The sequence below is a fragment of the Sediminibacterium sp. TEGAF015 genome, from assembly GCF_025997995.1.
GTDB lineage: Bacteria > Bacteroidota > Bacteroidia > Chitinophagales > Chitinophagaceae > Sediminibacterium.
Window position 1 is genome coordinate 1159606 of sequence record NZ_AP026683.1, and the last position, 21167, is coordinate 1180772.

17 protein-coding genes are annotated in these 21167 nt (G+C 39.0%); 6 read left to right on the forward strand and 11 right to left on the reverse strand.

The genetic code is table 11. The annotated features are described in order from the left end of the window. Positions 1–61 precede the first annotated feature (61 nt). Positions 62–3031 carry a TonB-dependent receptor domain-containing protein gene (locus TEGAF0_RS05190; RefSeq protein WP_264900632.1) on the reverse strand — a complete coding sequence of 990 codons (2970 nt, stop codon included), beginning with the start codon at positions 3029–3031 and terminating at the stop codon, positions 62–64. Between the two features lie 146 nt (positions 3032–3177). On the opposite strand from TEGAF0_RS05190, the gene TEGAF0_RS05195 reads away from it, so the two are divergent. Continuing rightward, the gene (locus TEGAF0_RS05195) at positions 3178–4104 is read left to right on the forward strand and encodes a phosphoribosylaminoimidazolesuccinocarboxamide synthase (protein ID WP_264900634.1); all 927 of its coding nucleotides are present in this window, start codon (positions 3178–3180) and stop codon (positions 4102–4104) included. Between the two features lie 7 nt (positions 4105–4111). Here the strand turns inward: TEGAF0_RS05195 and trhO are convergent, their stop codons facing one another. The 6 genes from trhO to TEGAF0_RS05225 form a co-directional block, all read right to left on the reverse strand. After that, the gene (gene trhO, locus TEGAF0_RS05200; protein WP_264900636.1) at positions 4112–5209 is read right to left on the reverse strand and encodes an oxygen-dependent tRNA uridine(34) hydroxylase TrhO; all 1098 of its coding nucleotides are present in this window, start codon (positions 5207–5209) and stop codon (positions 4112–4114) included. Between the two features lie 89 nt (positions 5210–5298). Continuing rightward, complete coding sequence (locus tag TEGAF0_RS05205) at positions 5299–7752, reverse strand: DUF5686 and carboxypeptidase regulatory-like domain-containing protein (protein WP_264900638.1); 2454 nt, start codon at positions 7750–7752, stop codon at positions 5299–5301. A 77-nt stretch (positions 7753–7829) separates the two neighbouring features. Then, on the reverse strand, positions 7830–8138 hold the full coding sequence (locus TEGAF0_RS05210; protein ID WP_264900640.1) for a rhodanese-like domain-containing protein: 309 nt from the start codon (positions 8136–8138) through the stop codon (positions 7830–7832). A gap of 9 nt (positions 8139–8147) precedes the next feature. Next, positions 8148–8966 (reverse strand): PASTA domain-containing protein, encoded by an 819-nt coding sequence (locus TEGAF0_RS05215; RefSeq protein WP_264900642.1) that lies wholly within the window; start codon positions 8964–8966, stop codon positions 8148–8150. Positions 8967–8989: 23 nt separating this feature from the next. After that, positions 8990–9970: a D-alanine--D-alanine ligase gene (locus tag TEGAF0_RS05220; protein ID WP_264900644.1), complete on the reverse strand. Its 981-nt coding sequence runs from the start codon at positions 9968–9970 to the stop codon at positions 8990–8992. A gap of 16 nt (positions 9971–9986) precedes the next feature. Next, complete coding sequence (locus tag TEGAF0_RS05225) at positions 9987–10334, reverse strand: 4Fe-4S dicluster domain-containing protein (protein WP_026752225.1); 348 nt, start codon at positions 10332–10334, stop codon at positions 9987–9989. A gap of 61 nt (positions 10335–10395) precedes the next feature. On the opposite strand from TEGAF0_RS05225, the gene TEGAF0_RS05230 reads away from it, so the two are divergent. The 4 genes from TEGAF0_RS05230 (at position 10396) to TEGAF0_RS05245 (ending at position 14465) form a co-directional block, all read left to right on the forward strand. Beyond that, the gene (locus tag TEGAF0_RS05230) at positions 10396–11400 is read left to right on the forward strand and encodes an aldehyde dehydrogenase family protein (protein ID WP_264900646.1); all 1005 of its coding nucleotides are present in this window, start codon (positions 10396–10398) and stop codon (positions 11398–11400) included. 120 nt (positions 11401–11520) lie between these two features. Beyond that, positions 11521–13041 carry a S1C family serine protease gene (locus tag TEGAF0_RS05235; protein WP_264900647.1) on the forward strand — a complete coding sequence of 507 codons (1521 nt, stop codon included), beginning with the start codon at positions 11521–11523 and terminating at the stop codon, positions 13039–13041. A gap of 120 nt (positions 13042–13161) precedes the next feature. Next, a complete protein-coding gene (locus TEGAF0_RS05240) occupies positions 13162–13596 on the forward strand; it encodes a hypothetical protein (protein WP_264898973.1) in 435 nt (144 codons plus the stop codon). Between the two features lie 14 nt (positions 13597–13610). Further along, the gene (locus TEGAF0_RS05245) at positions 13611–14465 is read left to right on the forward strand and encodes an IS3 family transposase (protein WP_264898971.1); all 855 of its coding nucleotides are present in this window, start codon (positions 13611–13613) and stop codon (positions 14463–14465) included. A gap of 44 nt (positions 14466–14509) precedes the next feature. Here TEGAF0_RS05245 and TEGAF0_RS05250 read toward each other — a convergent pair whose 3' ends face one another. From TEGAF0_RS05250 to TEGAF0_RS05265, 4 genes are all read right to left on the reverse strand, one after another. Beyond that, complete coding sequence (locus TEGAF0_RS05250; protein WP_264900648.1) at positions 14510–15778, reverse strand: alpha-amylase family glycosyl hydrolase; 1269 nt, start codon at positions 15776–15778, stop codon at positions 14510–14512. Positions 15779–15810: 32 nt separating this feature from the next. After that, a complete protein-coding gene (locus TEGAF0_RS05255) occupies positions 15811–17517 on the reverse strand; it encodes a sodium:solute symporter family protein (RefSeq protein ID WP_264900649.1) in 1707 nt (568 codons plus the stop codon). Positions 17518–17623: 106 nt separating this feature from the next. Beyond that, a complete protein-coding gene (locus TEGAF0_RS05260; protein WP_264900650.1) occupies positions 17624–17776 on the reverse strand; it encodes a hypothetical protein in 153 nt (50 codons plus the stop codon). Between the two features lie 2 nt (positions 17777–17778). After that, positions 17779–20337: a PIG-L family deacetylase gene (locus TEGAF0_RS05265; protein WP_264900651.1), complete on the reverse strand. Its 2559-nt coding sequence runs from the start codon at positions 20335–20337 to the stop codon at positions 17779–17781. Between the two features lie 148 nt (positions 20338–20485). On the opposite strand from TEGAF0_RS05265, the gene TEGAF0_RS05270 reads away from it, so the two are divergent. Continuing rightward, on the forward strand, positions 20486–21118 hold the full coding sequence (locus TEGAF0_RS05270) for a hypothetical protein (protein ID WP_264900652.1): 633 nt from the start codon (positions 20486–20488) through the stop codon (positions 21116–21118). Positions 21119–21167: the final 49 nt, after the last annotated feature.

Here is a 21167-nt window from a genome sequence, read left to right on the forward strand (position 1 = left end):
ACCAAAAAAACCCTCCTGAGTTTTCACCAGGAAGGGTTTTTTATCTGTTGTTAAACTTTTATTAGAATACGTTCCAGCCAAAGCTTACATAGTATAAACCTCCGATCTGTACGTTTCCAAATCCATTGTAGTAGTATTTGTTGAAGATATTGGTTCCACCTACTTTAATTAAAGACTTGATGCTTGGCAATTTATAGCTAACCATTGCATCAACAGTTTTGTAAGAAGGGACCTGACCTACAGCGAAAGTACCTTCGTAGTTAAAGGAATCTACCCATCTGTAAGTAATATTAAAGCCATAACGACCATCTTTTCCAAATCCGCTGTTTGAAAACCCTGCATTGAAGCGGTATTTAGGCGTATTGAAATAAGATACAAAACCTACTGGAAGCTCGCCAATTACATCAGAATATAAATTGGCGTTTACAGAGAAGTTTTTAGGCATTAAATACTCTAATGAAGCACCCCAACCTTTTACATCAACAGAACCCGGTGCGTTGGTAGAAATGCTGTAAGCAATTCTGGTATTCGCATTTAAAAGGTTCAATGGGCTTGGAGGTAATCCGGCTCTTGCCTGAATTACAGTAACACCACTCAAGAAGTCTTTGTAACGTGCTTGGTATGCATATACATCAATCAACAAGCGCTTTCCAATCAATCCCTTGTAACCAACTTCAAATGAAGTGGTAGACTCTGGCTTGAATTCGCCAAACTGCTGTTGTTGCAATAATCCTGGATTAGGTGCGCCAGCTAAAGCACTTGCACCGAATGCCTGAACACTCGCTAGAGTATAAGCAGGATTTCCGTTGAAATTGTAGAAATCTCTCAACTGAGGCAAACCTCCCATCAAACGAGTGCCACCACCTACAAGTAGGTTAATCCACTGGTTCTGTGTAGTTGGGAAACGATAAGCTGTTTGGTAAGAGAAACGCAAGTTATGATCCTGAGCCAACTTGATAACCGCAGAAACTCTTGGAGTGAAACGGCCTTTGAAGTTGGTATTTTTATCGTAACGTCCGGAAGCTGTAATCTTTAAACGATCTCCGAACATTTTTTGTGAAATCTGTAAGTATGCACCAGTCTCAGTAATATTAATATTACCAGCAGTATCTGCAAATAAGGTTCCCTGAGAATTCAGACTAAACTGACGGATATTTCCACCAATCATTAAATCTGTTCCTTTTTCAGTTAAACCTAAGTCATCAGACAGGTTGTATTGCGCTTCCAGACTCTTTAAAGTAGTTCTGTCAACAAATAAACCACCTCCCTGAGAAATTGGCGTATTAGCAATTTGCTGGAACAATGGATTATTACCAATAAAACCACCTGGTCTTCCCTGATCAGCAACACTTCTTGCAGCGTTCAGAATATTCATTCTGTTGGCAGCAACTACACCCGGAGCTGAAGTTTGTGCAGCAGCCAATGCAGCTGTAGGTGTAAGCCCTGCACCTAAACCGGCAGCATACCCACCAGCCAATGCAGCAATATAGGTACCAATAGCTCCGCTGGAAGCAGAACCAACTGTAGCACCTACGAATTGAGGAAACCACTGCGTAGCACTTGGCTTCCATGCTTCGTTAAATAAACGGGTAGCAATGGTTGAGTTGAAAGAACCACCGGAATTTTCACGAGTCGTATAGGCTCTTACATACCAGTTCTTGGCTTTCAATTCAAATTTATATTGACCCATTTTTAAATCCTTCAAAGAGTAACGGTCACTACCTGTGTAAACGGTATTACCCATACCCCAGTACCCAGCAAATATGGCTTCAATTTTGTCATTGATTTTGTAGTGTAATGCACCACTCAATTTAACATTCAACGTTGTTGGATTAACCACCTGATTTTCATTGTAACCAGTTCTGGAAACAAATAAAGGAGAGTTAGCAAAAGAACCTAAAACGGCTGATGAAGGAATAGGTGTAGGAGTTGCGATACCAGGGAATGTTCCTGCTGGTAATAAAGCCAAAAAAGGATTGGTAGCAATTACACCCGCAAAAGCAGAACGTAAATCAGCATTGGTTTCATCACCATATAAGTTAACACCATCATAGTTCGGGTCTGTTAAACGGTTACCTGGAACTACGTTTCCGTTAGGGCTTGCAGATAATGGTGAACGCAAATAGTTGCTTTCATTATTAGCTAACCAGTCTTGCGCTTGTACAAACTGAAGGTTCATTTTGTACGCCCACTTATCATTGATTTTTTTTGCATAACGAACGCTCCAGTCATAATAAGGAGATCTTGGACGTTGTTTGTTATCGATATGGTTTACACCAGATTTAATCTGGAAACTCAAACCCTGATATTTGAAAGGACTCTTACTGTTGATTAACAAAGTACCATTGGTACCGCCAGGACCGTACAATGCAGAAGATGCACCTTGTAACAATTCCATGTTTTCAACATCAAGTTCAGTCAAACCAATGACATTACCTACAGAGAAATTCAAACCAGGTGCCTGGTTATCCATACCATCCACAATCTGGTTCAATCTTGTATTACCACTACTATTGAATCCACGGGTACCTACACTGGTAAAAGTTAAACTGGCAGAAACAACGTCTACCCCTTTTAAAGTGGCAATCATGTCATAATAGTTAGCAGCAGGTGCATTTCTGATGGCTGCAGGTCCGATTCTTTCAATTGAAACGGGAGATTCAAGAATACGCTCAGGCACTCTTGATGCAGATACAACAATCTCATCACCCAGTGTAAAAGCTGTTTCCAGCTCCACAACTATATCCTGATTGTTTTCCTTTACAACAACTTCTTTGGCGGCGTAACCTACAGAAGAAATTACAAGGGTGAAAGGTAATTTTTGAACAGTGGAGAATTTAAAACTCCCTTTGTCATCGGTATAAGTACCAGCGGCACCTCCTTTAACTGAAATTGAAACCGCAGAAAGGAGTTCCTTGGTCTTTCCATTTTTTACACTGCCTGAAACGGTTGTCTGTTGGGCCATTACTGATATACTCAATAAAAGCGCAAGGAAAGACAGGCCGAAATAGGGGGCTAATAGTCTTCTCATATTGGCTATTTTAGTTTGAATTGTAAAGCAAAATAATGTATGTTCCCCTCACATAAAAATTTAATTTGAACAATAAATCAGCGGTTTGTGGACAAATTTTGACGGAGTGGGTAGGTTTTAGAAAAATAGCTGTCTACTTTTGGGAAATGGCACAGTATAATTTCCCCAATCAGACTGGTTTTTATAAAGGCAAAGTGAGAGATGTTTATTCCATTGGCAGCCAATTGCTGGTGATGGTGGCCAGTGACCGGATTTCCGCTTTTGATTTTATTTTACCCAGAACAATCCCTTATAAAGGTCAGGTATTGAATCAAATTGCAGCATATATGCTGAAACAGACTGCAGATATCTGTCCCAACTGGTTAATAGATTCACCCGCTCCCCATGTTTCCATTGGGAGAAAGTGTGAGCCGTTTAAAATAGAAATGGTAGTTAGAGGTAATCTGGTTGGCCATGCCTGGCGAACATATCAGTCCGGAAACCGAATGATTTGCGGGGTTGCCATGCCTGAAGGGTTAAAGGAAAATGATTTTTTCCCTACCCCATTAATAACACCTTCCACAAAAGCAGCAGAAGGACACGATGAAGACATTTCCAAAGAAGACATTATTGCCGGGGGATTGGCAACCGCCGAAGAGTGGAATGTGCTCGAGAAATATGCATTGGCCTTGTTTCAGAGAGGAAAAGAGATTGCAGCCAAAAGAGGATTGATATTGGCCGATACAAAATATGAATTTGGCAAATTGGGAGATACCATTTATCTAATGGATGAAATTCACACCCCTGATTCATCCCGCTATTTTTATGCAGACCAGTTTGAGGAAAAACAAATTCGCGGAGAAAGACAAATTCAGTTGAGCAAGGAGTTTGTAAGGGAATGGTTGATCGCCAACAATTTTATGGGTAAGGAAGGACAAACCGTTCCTGCAATGAGCGATGAATGGATACAAACCATCAGCAAAAGATATATTGAATTGTATGAGAAAGTAATCGGCGAATCTTTCCAGCCACAGGATTTTACAAAAGAAGAAACTTACAGTGCGGTGATCCAGTCACTCGGAAAAATACAATAAGGCAGGATTAAATCTCCTGCCCTTTTTCTTTTTTTTCCTTTACTATTTCGTCCAGCCTAGGTCTTATTCTGGCCTGGCTTTTATTGAAAATATTACGCCCCTTGTCTATCCCTTTTCTTATTTCAGCCTGGCGTTCCGCTGGCATATGAATAGTGTCCTTACATTCGGTACTGCAACAGCCCTCATATTTTTCGGCACAGGATGGGCATTGAATAAAAAGCAGGTGGCATCCGTCATTTTTGCAATTGGTATGGGTATCGCAAACCTCACCGCACTGATGACAATGTGCAATAATATCCTGGGTAATCCTTTCCCCTAGCCTGTCATCAAATACAAAGTTTTTCCCAATAAATTTTGGCTCCATTTGCTGGCGCTTTATTTCATTCGCATAATGAATAATCCCCCCTTCGAGATGATATACTTTCTCAAAACCCTTGTGCAACATAAAGGCACTGGCTTTTTCACATCTTATACCGCCTGTGCAATACATCACCACATTCTTATCTTCTTTACCCTGCAGCATTTCTACCGCCATGGGCAATTGCTCTCTGAATGTGTCAGAAGGAATTTCAACTGCATTTGCAAAATGTCCTACTTCATACTCATAGTGATTCCGCATATCTATCACAATAGTATTCGGGTCATTCAGCATTTCATTCATCTGGGCAGCATTTAAATACTTCCCTTTGCGCTCCATAGAAAAAGCAGGGTCATCAATCCCATCCGCTACTATTTTTTCTCTCACTTTTATTTTCAACACCCAGAAACTTTTTCCCTGTGTTAATGGGTCATTCAAACCAGCAGGATCTTCAACAGCAATATTCAATCTCAGATTTTCCAACCCGGGTATCGATTCCATAATGCTTTTAAACTCATCTATATGATGTTCAGGAACACTAATCTGTGCATTGATTCCCTCTTTGGCAACATATACCCTTCCGAACACGGAAATAGCATTGTATAGTTTGTACAGCTGATCTCTGAATTCCTGCGGATTCTGGATGGGGAAATAACGATAAAAACTAATGGTAATTCTTTTGAACGTCTCTTGCATCAAACGTTCCTTGAGCTCCTTATTGGAGACACGGTTGTGTAATACTGCCATAAAATAAATTTTAGACATAGCATTTGCTATGTTCCGTTAAACAATGGAGCTGCTTGCAGGGCAGCCAAAATTCATGGCAAAAATACAACTTATCTGCTAACAGGCAATGCAATGCGGATTCCCGAACGTTGGGTTCCTCCTTGCTCTACAGAGCGGATATAATCAACCCGAAGTATCTTGAAAATGTTTTCCAACCCAGCAAAATACTCCAGATAGTACCTTCCTTTTTCCAATAGTAGCCCATTGGCCCCAGTAACTAAAAACCAGTTTAGCTTTTTAAACCCGGGAATTTTATTGGTCAATAAACCGTTTAAATGGTATTCTATATGACCTGTTCCATACAAAGCAGCTGTATTACTGAAACGATAATATGGGGCTAATTGGAACGAGCTGGTGAAGGGACTGGCCAAAATAACCTGGTTGCCCAGAAAATGAATCTGATCGGGTTCAAACACTTTTTTACGATGCAAAAATCCTCCTGTTGTAAATGCATATTTTAATTCGCCCGCAAGCCCCAGATTCATCTCATCAGATATATTCAGGCGCCATTTGGTATAATCTGCATCTGCACCCAATATACCTGAAATTGCTTTGGTAACAGTTAAGGTAAAAGTAGGATAACCAGAACCTATATTCACTTTGCGATCCGGATATTCAATGTATCTGGAACCCGGAACCCATGACAGACCTGCACTTAGCAGCAATGCCTGATGAGGCTGCATGGAACCCGCTCCTAAATCAGAAGGATAATTATTTGTAAAAGATCTGTCAGGAAAATCTTTCCAAAAAGCAATATCAGGCAGATTATGTAAAGGTCTTCTATTCTGGAATTGAAGCGTGCCCGAAAAATTTAAACCGTACCCAATACCTGCATTATAATTGATGCGCAAGAAATCTGCTTCATAAATCTTCATGAAATTCTGTTCACGTAACAGTGTATAGATTGAATTAATGGACTCAGAAATGGGAGCCGCATTGTTAAACTGAAATACTTTTTTCCCTCCTGCAATTTGCAACGACTGAAAATATTTTTTACCAAAACTATAATTCACTGCCAGCGAAGGATTGAAATGTTTATTGGCAAAGCCGTACCGGAACTCGGGAGTAATGCTTAGCGACTTTCTGCCTTCATATTGTTTTCGCCACTGAGGAGCAATCAACAAGGACCCTCCTTCCACTGTGTTGAAATTAATGGCATTAATTAAAGGATCAATTCGAAAAGTCGTTTTTTCTTTCCGTTTTGAAAATGTCTTTCCCGTAAACAATATAGCCCCAAAACTCAACTTGTTTCTTATTCTGTCAAGTGAATCCAGATAGGCAGGGGATTCTCTTACTTTTTCCAAACTGTCTTTTTTCTGGTAATCCCTAATTTCTTCTGCCAACAATGGTAGTGGACGGATACTATCCCAATAAGCCATTGTTTTTTTATTCGCACTGTCTTCGTATTTCCGAATTACATTATTAAAGAATTTGGGTGTAAAGACTGGAGTAATATTAAACTGATTGTAAACCTGCAGAAAACTTCCAAAAAAATCGAACCCAAAGAATTTACCATAGGGATAAATCGTTTGCTGTTTAATTACCCAGTAAGATTTCAATGGAACGTACTGTTGTTGTATAAGCAATGAGTCTAGCAATTGCATTTGCTGTTCCCTTATCAGCTTCAGGTCTACACTCTGAATATGCCAGTCACTTTCAGTGATATGAATAAAGCCGGAAAAAAGTGGCTCATAATTTCTTTTTGGAATCACACGGATACGATTGATTTCCTTTCCTGATTCATAAAATGTACCCTCGAATTTGTACCGATAAAAATTGAGCGCATTGTCAGCTATTGGAGATATAAATCCCCTAGGATTCAAACCATCTCCCAGCGATACAATATTGTCGTAGAATGAAATAATCTGAGGATTACCAAAGCCAAATCCATTGCTTCTGCCGCTGACTTTTGTTGAAACAATCTCTACTTTTTTCTGATTGGGTTCAATCACTGAATACTTTGCAATTGTTTCAGACAGAAACAACATTTTCCTTTTACTAGTATCCCCATCCTCAAAATCTACTTTCTGTCCTAAAAAACTTTTAGGATAATTCTTAAGCTGCATTTGACCTTTTATGTACACTTCAGCTGAAAATTGTTTGATTTCAGTTGCATTTTCTTTTCTCCTAGCAATAGCATTTCGGATGATACTATAAGCAGGATCTTCACCCCCTGTTTTTACAATAACTTCATTTAACTGATAGGTTTGATTTACCAGAAAAACATCAAGCTTTATTGGCTGATTGGCAACAACAATATTTTTTTCCTGCGATTGGTATCCAATAAATTGAAATACCAATGTATACTTGCCTGGTTCTAATAAAAGGCTGTAAAATCCATTGCTATTAGCAGATGCTCCCTTAGTTGTTCCTTTTACCAATACCGAAGAGAATGGCAAGGGTGCTTGATTGGCTGCAGAACTTATTACGCCGGAAACAGTATTTGCCCACAGTGATAATTGAACTAGCACAAACAAAATCAGCAATACTGTCTTCTTACTCATAAGTTATATTGTAAATACAAAAAAAGCCCCAATCACTGATAATTCAGGTTGGGGCATTATAAAATGATGTTAATATATTATCCTTTTATTCGATCCTGCCAAGCAAGCATTCCTCCGGTTACATTTATCAGATTGGAAAAGCCTGCAGTTTCTAGTATCAAGCAAGCCTGGCCACTCCTGTTTCCACTTCTGCAATAAATAAATATGGGCTCGTTTTTCAAATGTTCTATTTCATCCAACTGCATTGTCTGAATATGTCCCAATGGTACATGTAAACCGCCAATGTTGAAATCAGCCCTTTCATGGGGTTCTCTCACATCTACTAAATTGATAGTTTCACCGCTATCCAGCTTTACTTTTAATTCTTCTACAGTAATCGTTTGCATACAATATTTTTAAGGATGATGATTTACGGTGTCTTTTACAGGTGCCTGCTCACTAATGTAAAGGTCGACTAATTGTCCGGATCTGATTTTATTTTTTGTGGGATTACCATCAGCCCCAAGCGCATCACTCCAAAGCGGAGGATTTTGTCTGATAATGAATGCTGATGATGAGTCCTTTATTGATCCGGCAGCAATTATAGATCCAATATTAATATTCATTCCTACCAAAGTAGCTCTTGCCTGTTCTAGTGTAAGCCCAACCAAATCAGGCATTTCCAGTTCATCTCCACCAATACCGCTACCCAATACCAAATTGATGATGGTACCAATAGGGACTTTTTGCCCCGGCTTTACGGGCGTACCATTCATTAATTGTTCTAAAACAGCATTGCGGGCTATATCAGGTTTATAGGTCACAAACCCTAATTTTAAACCAAGACTTTGTAAATACATTTCTGCACTTCTAATAGAGAACCCAGTGAGATTGGGCATTTCTACCTGCGGAGGAATGGTTCTGTTTAAAGTTAAATAAACCCGTCTGCCGGTTTTAACAATGGCATCTGCTTCAGGAGACTGTCTAATCACAGCCTGTTTGGCAATGGTATCTATATATACAGAATCCTGAATAACAACTTCAAAACCCTGGTCTTCCAATAATTTCTGCGCAGCAATAATATGCTGACCGGCAACATTGGGAACTTTTTCGAATTTTCCATAACCCGTAATCCAGTCAAGTGATCCAAAAAAAAGGAGTATCAACAACAGAATTATCCCTATTCCTGTTACTATATTTATCCAAAGCGGTTTATCTGTGATGAACTTAAACACTTGCTATTATTGGTTTAGGAAAATTATTGAAAAGCTTGCTCAATTACTGCGGAGTAAAAATCGGTCAGGCTCATCCCCATTGCTCTTACTTGCTGCGGAATTACAGAAGCATCACTTTGACCCGGAACCGTATTTACTTCCAGCATAAAAGGTTTCTGCTGTTTTTCTTCGTATATAAAATCAACCCTAACAACTCCTCTGCAATTAAAGATTTCATATACCCTTTTAGCTGCTGCTTCCAATGCCGCTTTCATTGATTCATCAATGAGGGCAGGAGTTGTTTCTACACTTTTCCCCTGATACTTGGCTTCAAAATCAAAGAATTCATTTTGTGTAGTTATTTCTGTTATTGGCAAAACTTTAATAATCCCGTCTTGCTTAAAAACACCAATGGTAAATTCTCTTCCTCCAATAAACTCTTCCACCAAAATCTGATGGTCTTCCTTAAAAGCTTTGGCTATGGCAGGTTCTAATTCTTCTGCGCTGGTAACTTTGCTCATCCCTATACTGCTTCCGCCGTTATTGGGCTTAACAAACAATGGCAATTGCAGTTTTGATAGTATTTCGCTTACCGGAACATATGTGTGGCTGAACAAATGCATGGACTTAGCCACAGCTATACCACCGAATGATGCCACAGCAACTGTATATCGCTTGTTCATGGTTAAAGCAGACGTGGCTGCGTCGCAGCTGGTATAGGGTAAACCAATCAAATCAAAATATCCCTGCAATTTCCCGTCTTCTCCCGGTGTGCCATGAATACACATTAATGCCACATCAAATACCACTTTTTCATTGTTCTCCAGAATGGAAAAATCAGCTTTGTTCACCGGCAGTTTTTCGCCTGAAGCAGATGCATACCACCAACCTGTTGCATTGATGTCAATCTTATACACATCATACTTGGATCGGTCAACATGATTACCTACCGTTAAGGCACTCTTGTAACTAATTTGTGCTTCTCCGCTTAAACCACCTGTAACCAGTGCTACTTTTCGCTTCATCTGATATATTGTGCAATTAAATATGCATTTTAGCTTTCTTGGCCATTAATTCTTCAATCGTTTCCTGGTACATTTCATCAGGCACACAGCAGTCTACAGGGCAAACGGCAGCGCATTGAGGCTCTTCATGGAATCCCTGACATTCGGTACACTTATTGGGGACAATGAAATAGGTATCTAAACTAATGGGGGCAAAACGCTGATCTGCATCAACAGTACTGCCATCCATTAATTGAAAACTTCCCTTGATAGTAGTACCATCGGCAATAGCCCACTCTACTCCACCCTCATAAATTGCATTATTAGGACATTCTGGCTCACAGGCCCCACAATTGATACACTCTTCTGTTATTTTGATTGCCATACGAAATGGGTTTGTTAGGTTTGTAAAATTACTTTTGCAGTACCAAAAATACGGTTGACAAATGATTTTACAAGAACGAATTGGATTATTATCCCGATTAGGTCAATATATTCTGTCCAATACCCCTGAATGGCAGGAAGTCAAAGAAAAAGCTTATCAAGAGAACCAGTGGTTTGTTCCGGAATTCATTGAAAAGGCCAGCCAGCAAATTGCCGGGCAGTTCCTGGACGAAAAAAAACTAATCGCCTGGGGGGATCACTACCAGATACCCGCCTCTTTGGAAACACCCAGGGAAGTAGGTATAGTTATGGCGGGCAATATCCCTTTGGTGGGATTTCATGATTTTATCTGTGTATTTGTTTCTGGCCATATTAGTGTTATCAAGCCTTCTTCAAAAGATGAAGTATTGATTAAGCACCTGATAGCGAAGCTATACGAATGGGACATTCGGGTTCAAAACTGGGTTGGCTTTGCAGAAAAATTGAAAGGGCTGGATGCCTATATTGCAACAGGCAGTAATAATTCCAGCAGGTATTTTGATTATTATTTTGGCAAATACCCGAATATTATCAGAAAAAATAGAACCTCAGTTGCTATTCTTGACGGATCTGAATCTGCAGAAACCCTTTCATTACTTGCTGATGATGTTTTGCAATATTTCGGATTAGGATGCAGAAATGTGACACAGGTATACGTGCCAGAAAATTATGCCTTTGAGCCTTTACTAAACGCGCTTAAGAAGTATCCTGAATTTATTGATTACCACAAATACAAGCACAACTTTGACTACCACCTTGCTTTGTTGATCATGGGAGGAAAATATTATATGAACAACGACCTGGTTGTGCTTACAGAAAATCCTTCGCCCTTTTCACCTGTTAGTCAATTGCATTATGCATTCTACCAAAACAAACAAGAACTGGTGGAACAATTGCAGCATGACGAGACGATTCAATGTATTGTGGGCAAGGACCTGATTCCTTTTGGTAAAGCACAGGCCCCAGAACTTAGTGATTATGCTGACGGAGTAGATACAATGGCATTTTTATCGGCATTATCAAAATGACATTTTTTCGGAAAAATTTGTTAAATGGTGGCATTGGTTACCTGTCAATTAAACAGCTTTGTTTATTTGCTATCTAATAGGCACACTAATTGATTAATTTTATTAAAACAAACAGCGCATATGAATTGGAAAAATGGTTTACTGATCGTTGGCATTAGCGCCACTACCGCCCTTGCAAGTGTATGGGGCTACGGTAAATTTATTGAGAACCAGCAGGCCGGTATACAGGAACAAGGGAAACTACCCGTTAATTATGCTGGATTTTTTGGAGGTACCAATAATGCAGCTTCTGCTGCTGTAGACTTTACGGCGGCTGCCACTACCGGGACTCCTGCCGTTGTGCATATTAAAACAAGAACCAAGGCCAAGCAAATAAGCAGTTCACAGCGTCAGCGTAACCCATTCATGGATATGTTTGGGGACGATTTCGGCGATTTCTTTGGCGGCCCCAGAATTCAACCGGAACAAAGAGCAAGTGGAAGCGGCGTAATTATAACAGATGATGGTTATATTGTTACCAACAACCATGTGATTGACGGGGCTGATGAAATTAATGTTACCCTTGCCAACAAAAAATCATACAAAGCCACTTTGATTGGTCAGGATCCGAACAGTGATCTGGCTGTGATAAAAATTGAAGGAAAATCACTTCCATATATTGTTTATGGCAATAGCGATGAAGCTAAATTAGGACAATGGGTACTTGCTATTGGCTATCCTTTTAGTCTGGATGTAACTGTAACCGCAGGTATCATCAGCGCAAAAGCAAGATCAATTGATATTAATGGAAGACAAGGCGCCAACCCTATTGAATCTTTTATTCAAACAGATGCTGCGGTAAATCCGGGAAATAGCGGCGGAGCCCTTATCAACACCAATGGTGAACTTATTGGTATTAATTCTGCCATTGCATCTCCTACTGGTTCTTATGCAGGGTATTCTTATGCAATTCCTGTGAACATGGTTAAGAAAATTGTAACCGACATAGTGAAATTTGGAACCGTTCAGAGAGCTTTTATTGGCATCAGTTATCCAAAAGAAAACTTAACAGATGAGGCGAAAAGAGAACTGGAAAAAGAATTAGGCACTGCTTATAAAGAAGGAGAAGGCGTATACATTACAGATACTCCTGAAGGTGGTGCTGCGGCAAGTGCAGGATTAAAAAAAGGAGATATCATTACCAAGATTCAGGGTGTAACTATTACAAGTGGACCTGAATTGCAGGAACAGGTTGCCCGTTATAAACCAGGTGACAAAGTAACTGTACAATACAAGCGCGGCGGCAAGGAGAATACCGTAACCATTACCCTAAAAAACAAAGCAGGAAATACGGATATTGTTAGAAGTAGCAGTGTTATTGAAAAGCTGGGAGGTGAATTAGTTAACCTTGACAAAAAGGTAGCTACAGCTAATGATGTTCCAGGTGGGGTATTGGTTAAGAAAGTGGGAAGTGGCTTATTAAGCAAGAGCCGTATGGAAGATGGTTTTGTTATCACCGGAATCAACGGCAAGGAAATTGTAAATCTTGACGAATTAAAGATTGCCCTGGGAAATATCAAATCTGGAACCATTCGCATAGATGGCTTCTATCCTGGATTTGAAGGTCGTTACACTTATCCCCTTCAGATAACAGAAGAATAAAAGTATGTAAGTCCGATCTTACAAAATCATAGAAATTAAAAGCCCTGCATCATTGATGCGGGGCTATTTTTTATCAATCAACTGTCTCGTCCTAGTATATCGATACACAAAATGTAAAATATGCAGGACAATCAAGAGAATCAGTATGTTAAGCGAAAACAAAGTGATTACCCTTTGTCGCTAAAATTAGAGATTATTCAAGAAATTGAACGCGGTAAACTATCCACTAGAGGGGCCATGGTCAAGTATGGGGTGCAATCTAGGGCAACTATTATTGCCTGGTTAAGAAAATATGGGAACTTTAACTGGGAAAACCAAACTCCCTCGTATATGCCCAAAACCCCAGAGCAAAAGCTGCTCGAGATGGAATTAAAGATTAAGCTTCTGGAAAAGCAAAAAGCTTTTTTAGAACATCAAGTAGAGCAGGCAGATAAAAAAGCCATGATTTTCGATATGATGATCAATTTGGCAGAGAAAGAATATAATATTCCAATAAGAAAAAACTCCTCACCCGAACAATCGACCAATATCGATCAGAAAAAAAAGAAACGCTAACAGCTACCTGTGCGTTGTTCGGGTTAAGCAGACAGGTCTATTATCGCAGAATTAGGGCTACCAATAAAAGAAAGACACTAGCTCAGGAGGTAATTGATTTAATTGTTCCTATACGTAGAAGAATGCCACGAATTGGCACAAGAAAATTGTATTTCTTACTAAAGCCTAAATTGGAACTACTTGGAATTGGTCGAGATAAGTTATTTGCCATTATGAAAGCCAATCACCTAGAAGTAAAGCCTGAAAGGAGTTACAGGATAACAACTTTCTCTCACCATAGGTTCAGAAAGCATAAAGATCTGGTAAATGGATTATTTATCACAAGACCAGAACAAGTATGGGTGTCCGATATAACTTATATGCAATCTGCCATTGGACACCACTACCTTGCATTGGTTACGGATGCCTACTCAAAGAAAATAGTTGGGTATGACCTATCGAATAATTTACAAACGGAAGGGGTTTTAAGAGCAATGAAAATGGCTATTAAAACAAGAAAATATCGAGAAGCAGTACTCATACATCACTCAGACAGAGGCCTACAATATTGCTCCAATGAATATCAAAGGTTACTTAGTAATCATAAAATCACTTGTAGTATGACGACAGACTCTGACCCCTACTCAAATGCCATAGCTGAAAGAGTCAATGGAATCATTAAAAATGAGTTTTGTATCGAAAACTACAAAGTTGACCTAACTACTCAACAGCAAATTATTAAAGAAACCATTGACATCTATAATCAAGAAAGACCACACTATTCTTGCTCCTATTTAACCCCCAATCAAATGCATTGTCAATCTAAACTTCCTATTAAAACCTATAAAAACAAAAAAGGTAGCAGGAACGCTCCTGCTACCTTTGAATAAACTACTTTTATACTTTAATAACCGTATCGGTTATTTAGGACGGGTCAAACTATTTTTTCATACACTATGTATTCCCCTGCCTGTAACTCAAATTTTTCCGTATGGTCAAATTCAAAAATTATACCTGAAAATACATTCTTGAAACTTCCTTTTAACCAATCATGGTGAACATGAATACTCAATCTATTCTGCTTGGAAACATTTAATAAAACCATTACAATATGTTTGCCGCTTCTTCTGAAATATGCCATCAGAGAATGATCCTGATCGGATGGAAGAATAAAAGTTTCCCCTTTGTAAATAGCAGGATTTTCTGCCCGCAGACTTGTCAGTTTCTGATAAAATTGATGCAGAGATGGTTGCGCTTTCCATTCAATCAAATCCTTATCAAAAAAAGCAAGTCGTTGCAGTAACGGATTCTCTTGCCCACTATAAATTAGCGGCATTCCTGACCAAGTAAATGAAAAAACTGACCATGCCAGCGCAGCAGATCCATATTTTTCATATTCTGTTCCATTCCAGCTATTTTCATCATGATTCGATGTAAAAAATAATTTAATTGCGTGCTTTGGATAGTGTGAATAAGCGTGCAATACATTTCTAATTTCATGTAAACTGCTATGCCCCTCTGCATATCGTCCTGTTTCGTGCATCCACCACCATGCATAGGTTGCATCAAATACCTGATGGTAGTCCTGCACTTCGCATTCAGCCAACCAGAAGAGAGGCTTAGTTAACTCACAACTTAATCTTGCCTGCTGCCAAAAATCAAGAGGCACTAAATGTGCCATATCACAGCGGAAACCATCTATATCAAATTCATTTACCCAATAACGCATAGCTTTTATAAGCTCGTGACGCATTTCAGGAACAGCAAAATTTAAATCGATCACATCCTTCCAGCCATTTTTTTCTGTAAAATTACCCTGCTCGTCTTGCATAATCCAGTCAGGATGTTCCTTCGTCCAATGATGATCACAACCAGTATGATTTGCCACCCAGTCTATAATTACTTTTAACCCAAGGGCATGGGCTTTTTCAACCAACAATTTAAAATCGTCCTTACTTCCAAATTCAGGATTGATTTCAGTATAACTACTGCAGGCATAATAACTGCCTAAACTTCCCTGACGGTTTACGATGCTGATTGGAGTAACGGGCATTAGCCATAATATGGTAACGCCCATTTCTTTCAGTCTAGGCAGATGATTTATAAATGCAGCAAAAGTTCCTTCGATTGTATATTGCCGAATATTAACTTCATATAAGGTAGCTGTATGTGCCCAAGGCACAACCTGAAAAGATGATTTCATAATTCCCAAATCTTATTTGGTAAGATAAGGGTTTATCTTTTGAAAAATCCCAAAATGACACTAAAAGCAATTACAGCAAGTGCACCGGCAACATTCAGCCACAAAAAGCCTAGCCCTATTATATTGTACTTGTCTAGCAGAAATAAAGCAACTACCAGCAACTCCCCCATAACTGCCGCCCAGAAAACAGCAGTCCCTCCAATTTTTTTAAGATAAAATGCAACCAGAAAAATACCGAGAATCACTCCATAAAAAAGCGACCCCAATACATTTACAGCTTCAATCAAACTACCCATACCTGTTGCAAACTGTGCAGTAATAATACAGAACACACCCCAGAAAAATGTATACCATTTAGAGAGCTGATAATCTTTAAATGATTGTGCTTCCATATTTGCATTACTATGCTGGCTAAAGAACCGTTTATGAAAATCAACCATGGTGCAAGAAGCCAACGAATTCAGTGCAGCAGCGATGGAACCCCAAGCAGCAAGAAAAATTATGGCAATCAGTAATCCAACCAGGCCTGCAGGTAAAAAATCAACCACAAACCTCAGGAATATGTAATTGGTATCATTGGTGTCTGCAGTCGGAACTGCTTTTTTAATGACAGCTTTATATTCCTTTTTAAGTATAGCCAGTTTTTCTGCGCCGTTAGCAACACTGTCCTTTAAAGCAGGCGTAGCATTCAATACAAAGAGTTTACTGTTTGCCTGCTGAGAAAACTGTTCATCTTCAAACTGATACCTGATTTGCAGCAATGAATCTTTGTAAGGGGTTTGCATTGCTTTATCTTCCGCAGCCCTGTTAAAGAAAATAGGGGAAGGATTAAACTGATAAAAAGTAAACAATAGCGCTCCCAGTAAAAGAATAAAAAACTGCATAGGCACTTTTACCAAGCCATTCATGAGTAGCCCTAACTTACTTTCCGATTCACTTTTAGCAGTCAGGTATCTTCCAACTTGAGATTGATCGGTACCAAAATAAGAAAGTGCTAGAAAAAAACCACCAATAATCCCACTGATTATATTGTACCTATCTTTCCAGTCAAATCCATTTTCTGTAAATCCTGTTGTAATAATATTCATTTTGCCAGCAGCCCCACTAACGGCAAGCGCTTCACTAAACCCTACATTTTCCGGCAAATGCTTTACAATGAGGTAGCCTGCGATGAACATTCCAATGAAAATGATAATTAATTGAATTTGCTGAGTATAAGCAACCGCTTTGGCGCCGCCAGTAACAGTATATACGATCAACAAGCCTCCCATAACAATATTGGTGTAATAAATATCCCATCCCATTAAAGAAGACAAGATGATAGAAGGAGCATAAATACTAATTCCAGTTGACAAACCTCTTGATAATAAAAAAAGTGCAGAAGTAAATGTTCTTGTTTTAACATCAAAGCGCTGTTCCAGATATTCGTAGGCAGTAATTACTTTTAGTTTGCTGAAAAGAGGAACAAATGTGATACACAAAACCACCATCGCAATTGGAATACCAAAATAATATTGAACAAAACGCATACCATCGGTAAAAGCCTGACCAGGGGCTGAAAGAAAAGTGATGGCACTTGCCTGTGTACCCATAATACTTAGCAACACAATGTACCAGGGCATATTGCGGTTACTAAGAAAATACCCTTCCATGTCCTTGCTGGTCTTACTCTTGTAAACCCCATAAGCAATAATTCCAGAAAGAGTTATAATTAAAACAATCCAGTCGGTTAATCTCATTTAAATATGTTTGTTATCCATTCAAATAAAATAATCTGACACAACAAAACAATCAGTATAAAAACATACCAGCCACGCCAGGAACTAAATAAGGGTATTTTTTCTTTCATTTTCTTGATCTTGAGTTTAACAATCCTCCGCCCAATAATCCCAATCCTATCCCAATCAAAAGCCCTGCTTTTACATTTTTCAAAAACAGACCAATGACTACCCCAATGACTACTAATAAAAAAAAACTGATTTTCTTTCTCGGTTGCATAATTATTTATTGCCAGTAGCTGCAATTAAGTTAGCTAATAATTTATAACTACCAGAAACACCTGCAGGCAATTGCCTGAACAAGACCAAACTAACGTAGGTAAAATGTCCTTTACCATAGCTGGCAGTTACCAAACTTCCTTTGGTAGGAGCATCATTTGTGTCCTTTATTTGAAAAAAAGTTTCATATGGAGCTTTTACAGGTTCTATCTGATAGGTACTTCTTTCCTGAATCCAGTTATCAAAATCCTTGTCTCTTAATTTGTTGGGGAAATTCATGAAAGGGTGTTGCGTGTTTAGGAATTCTACTTTGGCTTTTTCTTCTGTAACTCTTACGTTAGAAACGGAAAAGTCAAAAGGTCCTACTTTGACACGCTTATTGCCCACCAGATTATTCTTAAGGTACTGTACAATCAGATGTCCGCCGTTCTCAATGTACTTATTCAGCACATCATTCTTATTGGTAAGCCACTCATGAATATTATATGCTCTGATACCTACTACAATTGCTGAGAATTGTGAGAGCTTAGAAGCTACTAAATCTGCTTCCTGCAAAAACTCAACGGTGTGACCCAATTGCATTAATGCTTCTGGCACCCGATCACCTGCTCCAATAATATAACCTACTTTTTTGGGTGTTGAAAATATTGGCTCATCAATCAGCTGAATCTGGTCTTTGTATAGGTAATTAATAGCAGGAATATGATCGTAATGGATTGTCTTTAATTGCTGGTCAAAAGAAAAAGATTGACCGTTTCTAACTAACTGTACTTCACCTGTAATGGTATTGTTCTTTTTCTTTTTAATTACATCAGATAAAGAAACGGTAAAAGGATAAATATTACCTGCAACTAGATTGTAAACAGTGTCTTTAAAAAAAAGCTGGTTGCTTTCATCTTTAACTCCCAATTTTAACGGAACCGCGGAGGCCGTAAAATTAGATTTGAACTGAAGTAAAATATCAGGCTGCTGAATTTTCTGTTTGTCAGGTGTCATTAAATTGGAAAAAACAACCCTTTTGTTAAGAGAGACCAAAACGGGTGGAATCACGTTGAGTGGTTCATACAATTCCCCTCTTACCAAATCCACGTATTTATACTGAAGGGGTGACCTTAGCAAGAATTTTTCTCCATAAATCTCAAATGAAAAGTTTACCTCAAAATCAGGAGCTGAATTAGCCAAACCAATTAAATGCTGATCAGTAACATTAAATGTGCCCATATCTTTCATGGGAGATTCCAACCAATAAGGCTGACTTAATGGTTGATTGACTGGCACAGTATACTGATAATTAATATTGTAATTGGTATTGTTTAGCAAACTAATATTCACAGAGGAATCATATGCCGTTTTTCCATGCGACTTCAAGTGTATTTGCTTTAATTCTATATTGGCATCGCTTCTTTTGTTAACCAGAAACTGAATGCCCATTTTTTCTCCCGGAATTGCGTACTCCATCTCTGTAGTTGCTTCAGCAACCAATCCGGCACAAGCCGCAATCAAATGGGTCAGCTCCATTAATTTTTGTTCTTTCCATGCTGCATTCATTGAAAGTATGCTAACCTGTCGATATACATCAACCAATGCTTTGACAGAGTTCTCTGGTTTTAAAAATTGAAAATCGCGAATAATTTTATCTAACTGTTGCTCAATCATTTTACCCGGATTACCAAATCTGCTCCAATCAGTGATAATTCCATCCATTAATTGATTAACAGAAGAATCTCCAGCTACAGTTACAAAATATTCGTAAATGGGCCCTTTCCTTCTTGGCCTCCCCTCTCCCTGACTCTTATGCATCGATCTTGCTTCGCCCCCCACTTCGCCATAGCTTTGGCCAAGAAAAGGATTAAAAACGCCAGCATTTATTTTGAGTTGGTTTTCACTGGTTGTATTTGCACCTCCGAAATTGAAGGTATTCCACAACAATCGCTTAGCCTGCCATACACCTACCCCTTTTTTCAATTGATCTGGAAACTGATTGGGATCCCCTGCAGCTTTAAATGCTTCTGCAGACAAAATTGCTGATGATGCATGATGCCCATGCCCGGCCCTCGCATCAGGTGGAAAACGGTTAATGATGATATCGGGCTGAAATTTTCTGATTACCCATACCATATCTGCCAATACTTTTTGCTTATCCCAAATGGAAAGCGTTTCTGAAGAAGTTTTGCTAAACCCAAATTCATAAGCGCTGGTGAAATATTGTTCTGACCCGTCAATTTTTCTGGCAGCTAGTAATTCCTGGGTTCTGATAAGTCCAAGGTCTATTCCTTGTTCAGAACCGATCAGATTTTGCCCCCCATCTCCTCTTGTTAAACTGAGGTATGCTGTTCTGTACTTTTTTTCTTTTGCCAGGTAAGGTAAAAGACTATTGTTTTCATCATCAGGGTGTGCTGCAACATATAATACACTACCCACCACTTTTAGCTTCTGCATTTGCTGAAAAATGGCGGCAGTTCCCATTGGCTCGGGCACTTGTGCTTTTAGCGTGGAATACCCAATACACCAGATGGCAAAAATGACATGAACAGCACTGTTAATCACTACTTTCAATTGCATAAAAAATTAGTGTTTGAACGAAGATAGCCATAGTTATCTCTCTTGCTCATCCGTTCAAAAAAAAATATGATGAGTATCATAATCGCGGGTAATCCAGGTCATTTTTCACCCAAACTGAGCTATATAGCTTCGCATAAAATTATTGTTTATGAAAAAGTTAATGACAGCATTTCTGCTCATCATCGTAAGTTTAGGAGCAAACGCGCAGAAAAAGGGATTACAGGGAACTAGTTTTGCTACTTCTCAGTTTGGATTTACACAAACGAAGACGGGCACCAACAAGAGCACCAATTTGACCGTTTTACCAATTGTAGGTAATTTTGTATCCCCATCTGTTGCCATTGGTGCAGGAATTGGGACCGTGAATATTAAATCTGTTAATGGTGCCGTTACCAATGCCAATACCAGTTTATTCGTATTTCAGCCATTGGTGAGAAAATATTGGAACGTTGCTGGCAGCATGTACTTTTTTGGACAGCTTGCAGCCCCAATTATTACTGGTAAAGAAAAACAAAGTGAACTGAAAGTAACACAGGTTGGACTTGCTGCATCGGGTGGTCTGGATATGATTTTAGGTAAACATTTCAGTGTTGAGTTTTCTTATAATCTTGCCAACCTGTCTTTTACTACCCTTACCCCAAAAACAGGCAATAAAACTACAATCACCGATTTCTCTCTGGCACATGTAGCCAATGTAGAAAGTGCATACAATAGTGCTTTAGGCGGAAGCAATCCAACATTGACTGCCCCATTGTCATTTGGATTTAAATTCTTGTTTTAGTTTAGAAGAATGGGATTCGTTCAACCGGTCAATCGTTTTTGACCGGTTT